The sequence below is a fragment of the Streptomyces sp. T39 genome, from assembly GCF_008042045.1.
Classification (GTDB): domain Bacteria; phylum Actinomycetota; class Actinomycetes; order Streptomycetales; family Streptomycetaceae; genus Streptomyces.
Map to the genome: position 1 here is coordinate 3,472,972 of NZ_RDBP01000012.1, position 13,447 is coordinate 3,486,418.

At 75.2% G+C, this 13,447-nt stretch carries 13 protein-coding genes and 3 pseudogenes; 13 read left to right on the forward strand and 3 right to left on the reverse strand.

Going from position 1 to position 13,447, the window contains the following annotated elements; translation table 11 throughout:
* The 9 genes and pseudogenes from EAO77_RS16750 to EAO77_RS16790 all read left to right on the forward strand — a co-directional run.
* Nucleotides 1-582: pseudogene (locus EAO77_RS16750) on the forward strand (MFS transporter); the annotation flags it as partial.
* Nucleotides 583-719: 137 nt separating this feature from the next.
* Nucleotides 720-917 (forward strand): hypothetical protein, encoded by a 198-nt coding sequence (locus EAO77_RS16755; protein WP_147988754.1) that lies wholly within the window; start codon nucleotides 720-722, stop codon nucleotides 915-917.
* Between the two features lie 134 nt (nucleotides 918-1,051).
* On the forward strand, nucleotides 1,052-1,696 hold the full coding sequence (locus EAO77_RS16760; RefSeq protein ID WP_147988755.1) for an HdeD family acid-resistance protein: 645 nt from the start codon (nucleotides 1,052-1,054) through the stop codon (nucleotides 1,694-1,696).
* A 123-nt stretch (nucleotides 1,697-1,819) separates the two neighbouring features.
* Nucleotides 1,820-3,169 (forward strand): hypothetical protein, encoded by a 1,350-nt coding sequence (locus EAO77_RS16765; protein ID WP_147988756.1) that lies wholly within the window; start codon nucleotides 1,820-1,822, stop codon nucleotides 3,167-3,169.
* Nucleotides 3,170-3,293: 124 nt separating this feature from the next.
* Nucleotides 3,294-3,764 carry an SHOCT domain-containing protein gene (locus tag EAO77_RS16770; protein WP_147988757.1) on the forward strand — a complete coding sequence of 157 codons (471 nt, stop codon included), beginning with the start codon at nucleotides 3,294-3,296 and terminating at the stop codon, nucleotides 3,762-3,764.
* A gap of 24 nt (nucleotides 3,765-3,788) precedes the next feature.
* The gene (locus EAO77_RS16775) at nucleotides 3,789-4,205 is read left to right on the forward strand and encodes a hypothetical protein (protein WP_147988758.1); all 417 of its coding nucleotides are present in this window, start codon (nucleotides 3,789-3,791) and stop codon (nucleotides 4,203-4,205) included.
* A gap of 528 nt (nucleotides 4,206-4,733) precedes the next feature.
* Nucleotides 4,734-5,936 (forward strand): annotated as a pseudogene (locus EAO77_RS16780) (gamma-glutamyltransferase); the annotation flags it as partial.
* Between the two features lie 230 nt (nucleotides 5,937-6,166).
* A complete protein-coding gene (locus EAO77_RS40060) occupies nucleotides 6,167-6,538 on the forward strand; it encodes a gamma-glutamyltransferase (protein WP_410088557.1) in 372 nt (123 codons plus the stop codon).
* 41 nt (nucleotides 6,539-6,579) lie between these two features.
* Nucleotides 6,580-7,398 (forward strand): inositol monophosphatase family protein, encoded by an 819-nt coding sequence (locus tag EAO77_RS16790; protein WP_147988759.1) that lies wholly within the window; start codon nucleotides 6,580-6,582, stop codon nucleotides 7,396-7,398.
* Nucleotides 7,399-7,571: 173 nt separating this feature from the next.
* Here EAO77_RS16790 and EAO77_RS16795 read toward each other — a convergent pair whose 3' ends face one another.
* Nucleotides 7,572-8,366, reverse strand: a complete 795-nt coding sequence (locus EAO77_RS16795) for a nucleotidyltransferase domain-containing protein (RefSeq protein ID WP_410088559.1) — start codon at nucleotides 8,364-8,366, stop codon at nucleotides 7,572-7,574.
* Between the two features lie 96 nt (nucleotides 8,367-8,462).
* Here EAO77_RS16795 and EAO77_RS16800 point away from each other — a divergent pair, with 96 nt between their 5' ends.
* The 3 genes from EAO77_RS16800 (at nucleotide 8,463) to EAO77_RS16810 (ending at nucleotide 11,993) form a co-directional block, all read left to right on the forward strand.
* Nucleotides 8,463-9,902 carry a phytoene desaturase family protein gene (locus EAO77_RS16800; RefSeq protein WP_147988761.1) on the forward strand — a complete coding sequence of 480 codons (1,440 nt, stop codon included), beginning with the start codon at nucleotides 8,463-8,465 and terminating at the stop codon, nucleotides 9,900-9,902.
* Entirely contained in the window at nucleotides 9,899-10,414 is a 516-nt protein-coding gene (locus EAO77_RS16805) for an O-acetyl-ADP-ribose deacetylase (RefSeq protein ID WP_147988762.1), read from the forward strand. Before EAO77_RS16800 ends, EAO77_RS16805 begins: the two co-directional genes overlap by 4 nt.
* Nucleotides 10,415-10,517: 103 nt before the next feature.
* Nucleotides 10,518-11,993, forward strand: a complete 1,476-nt coding sequence (locus tag EAO77_RS16810) for an AlkA N-terminal domain-containing protein (RefSeq protein WP_147988763.1) — start codon at nucleotides 10,518-10,520, stop codon at nucleotides 11,991-11,993.
* Between the two features lie 36 nt (nucleotides 11,994-12,029).
* On the opposite strand, the pseudogene EAO77_RS41355 reads toward EAO77_RS16810, so the two are convergent.
* Nucleotides 12,030-12,101, reverse strand: a pseudogene (locus tag EAO77_RS41355) (hypothetical protein); the annotation flags it as partial.
* A gap of 31 nt (nucleotides 12,102-12,132) precedes the next feature.
* Between EAO77_RS41355 and EAO77_RS16815 the strand changes: the two are divergent.
* Nucleotides 12,133-12,642 (forward strand): methylated-DNA--[protein]-cysteine S-methyltransferase, encoded by a 510-nt coding sequence (locus EAO77_RS16815; protein WP_261993937.1) that lies wholly within the window; start codon nucleotides 12,133-12,135, stop codon nucleotides 12,640-12,642.
* A 15-nt stretch (nucleotides 12,643-12,657) separates the two neighbouring features.
* Here the strand turns inward: EAO77_RS16815 and EAO77_RS16820 are convergent, their stop codons facing one another.
* On the reverse strand, nucleotides 12,658-13,395 hold the full coding sequence (locus tag EAO77_RS16820; protein ID WP_147988765.1) for an SIR2 family NAD-dependent protein deacylase: 738 nt from the start codon (nucleotides 13,393-13,395) through the stop codon (nucleotides 12,658-12,660).
* Nucleotides 13,396-13,447: the final 52 nt, after the last annotated feature.

Consider the following 13,447-nt stretch of genomic DNA (forward strand, 5'->3'; position numbering starts at 1 on the left):
CTCGCATCCGTGGTGTGGCTGCTGGCCCTCGCATCCGTGGTGTGGCTGCTGGCCACCATCGACCCGGTGATCGACGACGGCTCCTTCCTCGGCGCCATGGCCCTGCTCGGCGCCGGGATGGGGCTGCTCGCCTCGCAGCTCGGCGACGTGGTGCAGTCGGGTGCCGGCGACGCCGAGCGGAGCGAGGTGGGAGGGCTGCAGTTCACCGCGCAGAACCTGGGCTCCTCGCTCGGCACGGCCTTCATCGGCTCCCTGCTCATCGGCGCCCTGGCCACCGCCTTCGCCACCCGTGTCGAGGACGATCCGCGGATCTCGGACGCGGCCCGGCAGGAGACCGGCATCGCGCTGGAGGCCGGGATCGCCTTCGTTCCCACCGACGAGGTGCGGGCCGCGGCCGAGCGGGCCGGCCTGCCGCCGGCCGAGGTCGAGGCCCTCGCCGACTCGTACGCGTCCGCGCAGCTCGACGGACTCCGCGCGGGCATCCTGGCGGCGGGCGGCATCACCCTGGCGAGCCTGCTGGTCACCGGCAATCTCCCGGCCACGCGGTCCGTGAAGGGCGCGGGCGCGCCGGGGAGACCATGACCGCGCGCCCGCGTCCCGGCGCACGGCCCCGTGCCGGGTCACCTGCGCGGGGTGAGGCCGCGGCCGGACCGGCGGCGGACGATCGGGATGTGCACACTGCCGGCCCGGCGGGAGGGCCGGGGGAGAGGGAACGGCCCATGCGCTACGAGTTCCGCATCGACGGCGACATCTCGGAGACCCTCGCCAAGGGCTTTCCGGAACTGGAGCACGTCGTCATGGCCGGGCAGACGGTCCTCTACGGGCAGGTCCTCGACGAGGCCCAGGTCTACGGGCTGCTCGCCCGCTTCCAGGCGCTGGGGCTGCGTCTCGCCGAGATGCGCCGGCTGCCGGAGTGAGGCCCCGCCCCTGGCGCGGGACCGGGGTCACCCCCCGGGGGTGATCCGCCACCCGCACGGCCGCGGCACGCTCGATGCGGGTGGTCCCCGTACCGTCCCGCCGGGACCCGGGCGACAGCGCGCGAGGAGGAGCCATGACCGTACCGCGTGAGCCGGAGCAGCCGGCCGGCCGTGGGACCGGGGCCGGCGCGACGGCCGGAGCCGCCCCGCCCGGCGAGCTGCTGGGCAGGGTCGGCGCGTCGTGGACCTGGCTGCTGGGCTCGGCCCTGGTCTCGCTGATACCGGGAGTCATGATCCTGGCCTGGCCGGACGGCACCGTGCACGTCCTCGGTGTCGTGACCGGTCTCTACCTGCTGGTGGCCGGCGTATTCCGCTTCGTCGCCGCCTTCGCCCAGGAACGCGGCCAGCGGACGCCGGGGCTGCTGGTGGCCGTGCTGTACGTACTGGCCGGGGTGCTCTGCCTGCGGCACCCCCTGCAGACCGTCACCGCGCTCTCGCTGATCGTCGGACTGGTCTGGCTGGCCACCGGCATGCTCACCCTCTACACGGCCCTTGCCGCGCGGCAGCTGCCCCACCGCGGTTTCGTCGTCGGCGCCGGCGCGCTCGGCATCGTCGCCGGAGTCGTCGTCCTCGTCCTGCCCGCCGAGTCGGCGCTCTTCCTGATCCGGCTGCTGGGCCTGTGGCTCGTGCTCCTCGGTCTGGTGGAGCTGGGCCTGGCCCTCGCCTGGCGTGCGGCGGCGCGCCGGGCGGACACGGCGGCCGCCCGCTCCGCCGGGTGACGCCGGCCACCCGACCGGCACAGTGCGCCGCCGGGGAGCGGCGCGAGACGCGAACCGGGGGATGCCGGCCCCGACCGGGGGCCGGCCGCCCACCCCGTGGGCGGGAACGACCGAGGAGACGCCATGCTCCCGCACCAGCACCCCGAGCCCGCCGTCCCGGACGGCGGCGGTCCGGACCGGATCCCGCTCACGCCGGAGGAGCACACCGAGTACCGCAGGCTCCGCCGTGCCGCCGCCGTGCGCCACCGCAGGGCTCGCTGGACCGGCGCGTCCCTCCTGCTCGTCGTCGCCCTGCTGCTGGCGCCGCTCGCGGTCGTGGCCGCCTGGGTGGACAGCTCGGTCTCCGACACCGACCGCTACGTGCAGACCGTCGCGCCGCTCGCCGCGGACCCGGCGGTGCAGGACGTCGTCACCGACCGCCTGACCGACCGCGTCGTGGACAACGTGGACGTCGAGGCGGTGACCGCGTCGCTGAGCAGGGCACTCGCCGACGCGGGGGCGCCCCCGGCCGTCGTCGACCGGTCGCAGGCGCTCGCCGGCCCGCTGACCGCCGCCCTGACCGACGTGGTGCACGGCGTCGTGGACCGCGTCGTCACCGGCGACGTCTTCGACCAGGCGTGGGAGGCGGCCAACCGCCGGGCCCACGCGGCCGTCGTCGGCATGCTGACCGGCAGCGACGGCGGCGCCCTGCGCACCCAGGGCGACACGGTGGCCCTCGACCTCGGGACCGTGATCGACGAGGTCAAGGAGCGGCTGGTCGACGCCGGTTTCGAGAAGGCCGACGCCATACCGGCCCCCGACCGGCAGATCACCCTCTTCGAGGCCGACAAGCTCTCCGAGGCACAGTCCGTCCTGCGCGTTCTCGACGTCGTCGGCACCTGGCTGCCCGTGCTCGCCGTCGCGCTCGCGGCCCTCGCCGTGTGGACCGCTCCGGCCCACCGCACGATGCTGCTCGTCACGGCCGTCGGCACCGGTCTGGCGATGGTGGTCCTGCTGATCGCGCTGGCCGTCGTGCGTCGCGTCTACCTGGACGCCGTACCCGCCTCGACGCTGCCGGCGGACGCCGCGGCGGCGATCTACGACACCTTCGTCCGCTTCCTGCGGGACAGCACCCGCACCCTGCTGGTCGTCGCCGTGATCACGGCCCTCGCCGCCTACCTCCACGGGCCGGGCCGGGCCGCCCGCGCGGTGCGGACACTGGCGGCACGCTCCACCACAGCCGCCGGACGCGCCCTGGAGCGCGGCGGGATGCGCACCGGCCCGACCGGACGCTGGCTGCACGCCCACCGGTCGTGGACCGGCGGCGTCGTCGTCGCGGCCGGCGTGCTGGCGCTGCTGCTGTGGAACCACCCGACCGTCGGTGCCGTCGCCCTGGTCCTCTGCCTCGTGCTGGCCGTCCTCGCGCTGCTGGCGGTGCTGGCGGCCGCCCGCGGCCCGTCCCCGGCCGGCGCACCGCACCGGGCGGGCCCGTGACCACACCGGCGTCCGGCAGGCGCGGGCCTCACCCCTCCCGGGTGAGGCCCGCGCCGTCTGGCGTGCGCACGCTGAGGACAGGAGGCGCCGGACGTCCGGCTCCCCGCCGGAACGGAGGAGCACGATGAGCACCAATCTCGCCTACGACTTCCCCCTGCTGAGCATGTTCTGGACCATGCTCTGGTTCTTCCTGTGGATCATGTGGTTCATCCTGCTCATCCGGATCATCGGCGACATCTTCCGCGACGACGGGCTGAGCGGCTGGGGCAAGACGGGCTGGCTGATCTTCGTGGTCGTGCTGCCCTTCCTCGGAGTCTTCGTCTACGTCATCGCCCGCGGCAAGGGCATGGGTGCCCGGGAGGCCGCCCACGTCAGCGCCCGGCAGAAGGCCTTCGACGACTACGTCCGCGAGACGGCGGGCGGCAAGGCCGCCGGCAGCAGCGTCGACGAACTCGCCCGGCTGGCGGAGATCCGCAACCGGGGCGACATCTCCGAGGAGGAGTTCCGCCGGGCCAAGGAACTGGTCCTCGGCGGCCAGACCCCGACGACCGCGTCCAAGGCCACGGGCACCGGCACCGGTGCCACCCGTGGCTGACCACAGGGCAGAAAGGCAGGCACCATGACCACGGCACACACCCCCCACGCGCACTCGGCCAAACAGGACTGGGCGTCCGGCCTCACGGTCTTCGGCGCCGTGATGCTCGTGCTCGTCGGGGTGCTCGACATCTTCCGCGGCATCATGGCGATCGCCGAGGACGAGGTCTTCGTCACCACGCCCGAGTACATCTTCCAGTTCGACCTCTCCGGCTGGGGCTGGGTCCATCTGTTCCTGGGGATCGCCGCCGTGCTCGTCGGCGCCGGCCTCTTCTCGGCGTCGTTCTGGGCGCGCATCGCCGGCGTCGTCATCGCCGGGTTCGTGATCCTCGCCAACTTCCTCTCCCTGCCGTACTACCCGGTGTGGTCGATCGTCATGATCGCGATCTCCGGCTTCATCATCTGGGCGCTGTGCGTCACGAAGAGGGAGGACCTGGCCTGAGGAGGGCCTCCGAACGCCCGCCCGCCCCTCCCGCCCCGGGTGCCGTCGCACCGGCACCCGGGGCCGGGCGACGTCCGTGCCGGGTGACGTCCGTGCCCGGTGACGCCCCGTGCCCGGCAGGGGGGCGCGGGCGCGGCAACAGCCCGTGCGGGCACGGGAGGAAGGAGTGGGCAGCTGCAACTCCCTGTCATGGCGGCGAGAGAGGGCGTGGGCAGCGGCAACTCCCCTTCGGGGCACGGGAGGAGAGCGTGATCAGGGGCGCCCCCCCCGCATCGGGCGAGGAGACGGCGCACTGGACGGGAAGCGGAAATTCCGTAGCCTGGGGCACCTGACCGGCCCGGCCGCCGCGGGCCGGCGAGGCACGCGCGGATTCCGGCCGGGACGCCGGCCCCCTCGGAGGGCCGGTTCCCGGCGGACCGGCGCACGCGAGGAGCGAGGTCGCCCCGGATGCCGTTCACCACCCGTCCCACGCTCCAGGGCACCTTCGGCATGGTGTCCTCCACGCACTGGATCGCCTCGCAGTCGGCCATGGCCGTCCTGGAGCGCGGCGGCAACGCCTACGACGCGGCCGTCGCCGCCGGGTTCGTGCTCCATGTCGTCGAACCGCACCTGTGCGGCCCGGCGGGCGAGGTGCCGGTGCTCCTCGCCCCCGCGGGCGGCGAGGTGCGGGTGCTGTGCGGGCAGGGGGTCGCGCCCCGCGGCGCGAGCCCCGCGCACTACCGGGGGCTCGGGCTCGACGTCGTGCCGGGCACCGGCCCGCTGGCCGCCGCCGTCCCCGGCGCGTTCGACGCCTGGATGCTGCTGCTGCGCGACTGGGGGACCCTGTCCCTCGCCGACGCGCTGGGTCACGCGATCGGCTACGCCGAGCACGGCCACGCCCCGGTCGAGCGCGTCGGCGAGACCGTGGAGAGCGTCCGCCGCCTCTTCGAGACCGAATGGACCTCCTCGGCCGACGTGTACCTGCCCGGCGGCAGGTCCCCGCGCCCCGGCGAGCTGTTCCGCAACCCCGCCCTCGCCGCCACCTGGCGCCGCCTGGTCGCCGAGGCCGAGGCCGCTGCCACGGACCGGGAGGGCCGGATCGACGCCGCACGCGAGGTGTGGCGCACCGGCTTCGTCGCCGACGCCCTTGTCCGCCAGGCCGCCCGCCCCACCCTGGACACCAGCGGCGAGCGCCACACCGGCACCCTCGCCGCCGCCGACCTGGCCGCCTGGTCGGCCGGGTACGAGGCACCCGTGCGCCACGAGTGGCGCGGCTGGACCGTGTGCAAGGCGGGCCCCTGGAGCCAGGGGCCGGTCCTGCTCCAGCAGCTGGCCCTCCTGCCGCCGGACCTGCCCGCCCACGGCTCGGGCGAGTACGTCCACCTGCTCGTGGAGGGCTGCAAGCTGGCGATGGCCGACCGGGAGGCCTGGTACGGGGACGCCGCCCCGGTGCCGCTCGACGAGCTGCTGTCCGAGCCGTACAACGCCGCCCGCAGAGCCCTGATCGGCGAGAAGGCCTCCTACGAACTGCGGCCCGGCTCGCCCGGCGGCCGCCCGCCCCGGCTCAGCCCGCACGCGTACACGGTCCTCGGCGACACCGCCGGCGTCCCCGGCGCCGGCGAGCCGACCGTGTCCCGCGACGGCGCCACCCGCGGGGACACCTGCCACGTCGACGTCGTCGACCGCTGGGGCAACATGGTCGCCGCCACGCCGAGCGGCGGCTGGCTCCAGTCCAACCCGGTCGTCCCCGAGCTGGGCTTCCCGCTGGGCACCCGGCTCCAGATGACCTGGCTGGAGCCGGGTGCCCAGCGGGAAGCCCAGCTCGGGGACGACCGGGTTGGACTGGAGCCAGCCGCCGCTCGGCGTGGCGGCGACCATGTTGCCCCAGCGGTCGACGACGTCGACGTGGCAGGTGTCCCCGCGGGTGGCGCCGCCCCCGCACCACCCTCACCCCCTCGATCGCGCTCCGCGACGGCGAGCCGGTGCTCGCCTTCGGCACCCCCGGCGGCGACCAGCAGGACCAGTGGCAGTTGCACTTCCTGCTCGCCCTGGAGCAGCTGCCGCACGTCCGCGGCGGCTGGGACCTCCAGGGCGCCGTCGACGCCCCGAACTGGCACAACGAGTCCTTCCCGGGCTCCTTCCATCCGCGGGGGATGCGCCCGGGAAGCCTCACCGTCGAGTCCCGCACGGCCCCGGAGACCGTCGCCGACCTGCGGCGGCGCGGCCACGACGTCACCGTCGGCGGCGCCTGGTCCGAGGGGCGGCTGTGCGCGGTCGCCCGCGACCCGCGGACCGGGGTGCTGTCGGCGGCGGCGAACCCGAGGGGAATGCAGGGTTACGCGGTGGGGCGCTGACCGCCTCCCGGGATGTCGGCGGCACGTGATTGGCTGGGGGCATGATCGATGACTTCCTCACCGGTGACCTGTCCGACGTCGAGGAGGCGATACGCAAGGCGGTCGCCACCGAGATCACACCCCGGTTCCGCCGGCTGGCCGACCACGAGATCGACCAGAAGCGCGGGCCCCACGACCTCGTCACCGCCGCCGACCGGCTGGCTGAGGAGCACCTGACCGCTTCCCTGACCGCTCTGCTGCCGGGCTCCGTGGTGGTCGGCGAGGAATCGGTGCACGCCGACCCGGCGGTCTACGACGCGCTGCGCGGCGACACCCCGGTGTGGATCGTCGACCCGGTCGACGGCACCCGCCAGTTCGTCGAGGGGGACCCCGGCTTCTGTACCCTGGTCGCCCTCGCCCACCGCGGCGAGGTCCTCGCCTCCTGGACGTACGTACCGGTGCCGGACGACATCGCCTTCGCCGTCCGCGGCGGGGGCGCCCTGGTGAACGGGCAGCCGCTGTCCGCCGGGGCCCCCGAGCCCGGGGCCGTCCTGCGCGTGGCCATCTCCCACCCCGACTACTCGTCCCCCGAGGAGAAGCGGCTGCTGCTCGGCCTCTCCGTGCCGGGCGTGCAGGCCGAGCCGTGCGGTTCGGCCGGCCTCGAGTACCTCCGGGTCGCCCGCGGCGAGCTGGACGCGACGGTGTTCAGCTGGGAGTACGCCTGGGACCACGCGGCGGGGCTGCTGCTGGTCACGGAGGCGGGCGGCTGCCAGCTCACCGTCGCAGGGAAGCCGTTCGGCGTGGCCGGGGACAACGTCCTGCCGTTCACCGCGGCGCGCGACGAGGCGACGGCCCGCGGACTCCTCGCGCTCCTGGGCTGACGGCACCCGGGCGGGGCCGTGGGCCCGGGCCCCGCTGCCGCCGGCCGCGGGGGGCGGCGCCCCGCCCCGTCCGGCGCGTGTGCGGCCGCGCCGCAGGCGTGCGGCACCGCGTGCCCGCGTGCCCGCCGCGCGCAACCCGGTGCGCACGGGGCTCGTGCGGTGCGCGCGGGCGGTCAGGTCACAAGGGCGCGGGTCTCGCGCACGAGCGCGTCGGCGGCGTCCACCGCCGGCGCGTCCAGCGAGGTGAGGATGGCCGCCACACGGGCCGTCAGGTCCCGGGGCGCGTGCGGCAGGTCGGCCGCGGCCGACAGCGCGCCCTTCTCGTTCAGGCACCACACCCGGTGCCAGGCGTGCAGCGACTGGGCCAGCACGCCGAACGCCCGTGACAGGCACAGCGACACGTGCAGCGTGTCCCCGGCGCCCACCGACTTGCGCGCCGCCGCGACGGAGAACTCCGCCTCCCACGACGCCCGGACCAGCGCCTCGCGCAGCGGCTCCGGATAGTGCCGGGTCTCCTCCCGCAGCTCGCCCAACTCCCCGTCGGGGTCGGCGAGTACACGGCACAGCGCCACCTCGCCCGGATAGGCGGGGGACCAGAAGCCCAGCGGATGACCGGCCTGCACCCCGACCTCGTACCGCCCGTCGCGGCAGTCGGACCACACACGCCGGACCCGGTCCAGGTCCCGCAGGATCCAGTCGACGGGCACGCCGTCCACCCTCAGCCAGGCGCCCCCGTCGACCCAGGGACCCCAGCCGCCCGGCCCGGCGATCTCGACCTCCTCGCCGGTGACGTCGGCGGCGAGGCGGGCCAGCGCCCCGGTGTCCACGGCGCCGCGGTAGTACACGCCGAGGTCCCAGTCGGAATCCGGGCGGTGGCTGCCGCGCGCCCGGCTCCCGCCGAGGGCGACCGCCCGCACGCCGGGCACGGAAAGCAGCCGCCGTGACATCGATTCCGTCATCGTGGTCATCTCGTCCATCGCGCCGGACGGTACCCGGCCCCGGCCGGTCGGTGCCTCCGAATATCCTGGGTGCTCATGGCCGTCGGCTGACAAAGGAGTCCGAAGGTGCCGTCGATGCTCGATGCCGTCGTCGTGGGAGCGGGGCCCAACGGGCTGACGGCCGCCGCCGAACTGGCCCGCCGCGGCTTCTCGGTCGCCGTGTTCGAAGCCCTGGACACCGTGGGCGGGGGCGCCAGGACCGAGGAACTGACGCTTCCCGGCTTCCGCCACGACCCCTGTTCCGCCGTCCATCCGCTCGGCATCGGGTCGCCCGCCTTCGGGCGGATGCCGCTGGAGCGCCACGGTCTCACCTGGCTGCACCCCGAACTGCCGCTCGCCCACCCCTTCCCGGACGGCACGGCCGCCGTGCTCAGCCGGTCCGTCGCCGAGAGCGCGGCCTCCCTCGGCGCGGCCGACGCGGGCGCCTACCGGCGGCTGCTCGCGCCCTACCTGGGCCACTGGGACACCATCGCCGCGGACTTCCTGCGCACCCCCTGGGACGGTCTGCCCCGCGATCCGCTGCGCTTCGCCCGCTTCGGCCTGGACGCGATCCGGCCCGCCGCCTGGCTGGGCCGCCGCTTCGAGGGGGACAAGGGCAGGGCCCTGCTCGCCGGGCTCGCCGCCCACGCCATCGCGCCGACCAGCGGTGTCGCCACCGGCGGGATCGCCCTGATGTTCGCCCTCGCCGCGCACGAGGTCGGCTGGCCCGTGCCCCGCGGCGGCTCCCAGGCGATCTCCGACGCCCTCGCCTCCTACGTGCGCGAGCTCGGCGGGGTCATCCACACCGGGACCGAGGTCAAGCGGCTGGACGAACTCCCGCCCGCCCGCGCGTACGTCTTCGACACCTCGCCCACCGCGCTCGCCCGGATCGCCGGGCTCGGCAACGCCTACTGGCGCTACCGCTACGGAGCCGCCGCCTTCAAGATCGACTACGCGCTGTCGGGGCCGGTGCCCTGGACGTCCCCGCAGGCGCGGACGGCAGGCACCGTGCACATCGGACCGACGGCGGGCGAGATCGACGCGGCGCTGCGGGCGGCCACCGAGGGCCGCGAGCCGAGCGTCCCGTTCCTGATCACCGCCCAGCCGAGCATCGTCGACCCCGGCAGGGCCCCCGAGGGCAAGCACGTCCTGTGGGCGTACGGGCACGTGCCGGCGGGCTGGGAGGGCGACGCGACGGAGGTCGTCGAACGGCAGCTGGAGCGGTTCGCGCCCGGCTTCCGCGACCTCGTCCTCGCGCGCGCCGTCGCCGGACCGCCCCAACTCGCCGCGCGCAACGCCAACTACGTCGCCGGCGACATCGCCTGCGGCGCCTTCGCCGGCCTCCAGACCGTCATCCGCCCCCGTCTCGCCCGGGTGCCCTACGCGACGGCCCACCCCGCGGTCTTCATCTGCTCGTCGGCGACCCCGCCCGGCCCCGGCGTGCACGGCATGTCGGGCCACCACGCGGCGAAGGCGGTCTGGCGCGCCCTGCGCGCGACCCGGCCCACGGCGGCGGTGGCGTCATGACCGGCCCGGCCGTCACCCTGGTCCGCGATGACATCACCGACCAGCACGCCGACGCGATCGTCAACGCGGCCAACTCCTCGCTGCTGGGCGGCGGTGGGGTCGACGGCGCCATCCACCGCAGAGGCGGCCCGGAGATCCTCGCCGCCTGCCGCGCCCTGCGCGCCTCCCACTACGGCAAGGGCCTGGCGACCGGGCAGGCCGTCGCCACCACCGCGGGCCGGCTCCACGCGGACCACGTGATCCACACCGTCGGCCCCGTCCACTCCCGTGAGGAGGACCGCTCGGCGCTGCTCGCCTCCTGCTACCGCGAAGCGCTGCGCGTCGCCGACGAACTCGGCGCGCGGACGGTCGCGTTCCCCGCGATCTCCGCCGGGATCTACGGCTGGCCCGTCGACGACGCCGCACGCATCGCGCTCGCCACGGTCCGGGCGGCGGACACCTCCGTCACGGAGGCGCGCTTCGTCCTCCTCGACGAAGCGGCGTACGCGGCCTTCGCCGCCCATCTCGACTGACCCGCCCCCGCCCCCGCCTGAAGGGATGGCACCCGCAGGCAGGGCGGCGGTCATGTCGGATTCTCGCCAGCGGTGGTGACGCCGGGTGGCCCATCCTTGACCCATGCACACCGACACCGAGCGCTGCGTGCGGGCCGTCCGGTCCAAGGACGCCCGCTTCGACGGATGGTTCTTCACCGCCGTGCTGACCACCCGCATCTACTGCCGGCCGAGCTGCCCCGTCGTTCCGCCGAAGGTCGAGAACATGACCTTCTACCCGAGCGCCGCCGCGTGCCAGCAGGCCGGCTTCCGCGCCTGCAAGCGCTGCCGCCCCGACAGCAGCCCCGGGTCGCCCGCGTGGAACGTCCGTGCCGACCTCGTCGCACGGGCCATGCGCCTCATCGGTGACGGGGTCGTGGACCGGGAGGGCGTCCCCGGGCTCGCCGCGCGTCTCGGCTACTCGACCCGCCAGATCGAACGGCAGCTGCTCGCCGAACTCGGCGCGGGGCCCCTCGCCCTCGCCCGGGCCCAGCGGGCGCAGACGGCGCGGCTGCTCATCGAGACCACGACGCTCCCCATGGCGGATGTCGCGTTCGCTGCCGGGTTCTCGTCCGTGCGCACGTTCAACGACACGGTGCGCGAGGTGTTCGCCCTCGCCCCGGGCGAACTGCGCACCCGCGCGACCGGAGCGCGCACGACACCCTCGCCCGCCCCCGGAGCGATCTCGCTGCGACTGCCGTACCGGGCCCCGCTGGAACCGGGCAACCTCTTCGGGCACCTCGCGGCGACCGGCGTCCCCGGCGTCGAGGAGTGGCGCGACGGCACCTACCGGCGCACCCTCGCCCTCCCGTACGGGCACGGCATCGCCGCTCTCGCCCCGCGGCCCGGCCACATCGCGTGCCGGCTCTCGCTGACCGATCCGCGCGACCTCACGATCGCCATCAGCCGCTGCCGCCGGCTGCTCGACCTCGACGCCGACCCCGAGGCCGTCGACGACCGGCTGCGCGCGGACCCGGGCCTCGCCCCGCTGGTGGGCAAGGCGCCGGGCCGCCGCGTCCCCCGGACCGTCGACGCCGCCGAGTTCGCCGTCCGCGCCGTGCTGGGCCAGCAGGTGTCCACCGCGGCCGCCCGCACCCACGCGGCCCGGCTCGTGACCGCGCACGGCGTGCCGGTGGAGGACGCCGAGGGCGGGCTCACCCATCTGTTCCCCACCCCCGACGCGCTGGCCGCGCTCGACCCGGAGACCCTGGCGCTGCCCCGGAGCCGCCGGGCGACCCTCACCGGATTGATCGGCGCGCTCGCCGGCGGCGCGCTCGCCCTCGACCCGGGCAGCGACTGGGACCGGGCCCGCGCCCTGCTCGGCGCCATGCCCGGCTTCGGCCCCTGGACCGTCGAGGTGATCGCGATGCGGGCCCTCGGCGACCCGGACGCCTTCCTCGCCACCGACCTCGGCATCCGGCGGGCCGCGGCGGCCCTGGAGCTGCCCGCCACACCGGGCGCGCTCACCGCCCGCGCCGCCGCCTGGCGGCCCTGGCGGGCCTATGCCGTCCAGTACCTCTGGGCCGCCGACGACCACCCGATCAACCACCTGCCCGCGTGAGGGCATCCCACGGAACCACGAGACCGGAGCACCTGTGAGGACAGCACCTATGGGGACAGCACCTGTGAGGACAGCACCTGTGAGGACAGCACCTGTGAGGACAGCACCTGTGAGGACAGCACCTGTGAGGACAGCACCTGTGAGGACAGCACCCGCGACCCGGCGTCACACCGTGGTCGACAGCCCCTACGGGCCGCTCACCCTCGTCGCCACCGACGGGGTCCTCAGCGGCCTCTACATGGCCGGGCAGCGCCACCGCCCCGCCGAGGAGACCTTCGGCGAGCGGGACGCGTCCCCCTTCACGGAGGCCGCCCGGCAGCTGGAGGCCTACTTCGCGCGCGAGCTGACCGACTTCGACCTGCCGATGCGCTTCGACGGCACACCGTTCCAGCGACGGGTGTGGGAGCAGCTGTGCCGCATCCCGTACGGGCAGACCCGCACCTACGGGGAACTCGCCGGGATCCTCGGCAACGAGAACGCCTCACGCGCCGTCGGTCTCGCCAACGGCAGGAACCCGATCGGCATCATCGTCCCGTGCCACCGGGTGATCGGTTCGTCCGGCTCCCTCGTGGGATACGGCGGCGGCCTCGGCCGCAAGCAGAGCCTGCTGGCCTTCGAGAGCGGGACCCCGGAGGAGACCCTCTTCTGACCGCCGCCCGCCCGCCTACGCGGCCCGGGCCTCCCGGGCCAGCCGTTCCAGCAGGGGCGGCAGCGAGCTGCCGATCGGCTCCCGCACCACCTCGTCGGCGAGCCCGTCGTACGGCGTGGGCTCGGCGTTCACCACGATCAGACGCGCACCGTGCTCGGCGGCGATCCCCGCCAGCGAGGCCGCCGGCTGCACCTGGAGCGTCGTGCCGACGGCCACGAACACCTCGCAGGCCTTGGCGACGGCCATCGCCTCGCCGAGCACCACCGGGTCGAGCCGCTCCCCGAACATCACCGTCGCCGACTTCAGGATGCCGCCGCACACCAGGCAGGCCGGGTCGTCCTCGCCCGCCTCGACGCGGGCCAGCGCCTCGTCCATCGGCGAGCGGGCGTGGCAGCGCGTGCAGGTCACCGCGCGGGCGGTCCCGTGCAGTTCGAGCACCTTGCGTCCGGGCATGCCGCCGAGCTGGTGGAGCCCGTCCACGTTCTGGGTGATGACGCGGACGGCGACGCCCGGCCGGCGGTCGAGCGCGGCGACGGCACGATGCGCGGCATTGGGCTCGGCGTGCAGGCCCGCGGCGTCACGGCGCATGATCCAGGACCGGCGCCGGATGTCCGGGTCCGCCATGTAGTAGTCGTAGGTGACGAGCTTCTCGGCCTCGGGGTCCTGCCGCCACAGCCCCTGAGGGCCGCGGTAGTCGGGGATGCCGGAGTCCGTGGACACACCGGCGCCGCTGAGAATGGCGACCAGAGTCATAGCCGGGAGCCTACGCAGCGGCCGGTACGGCGGGCGAACGGTTTCTCCCGCC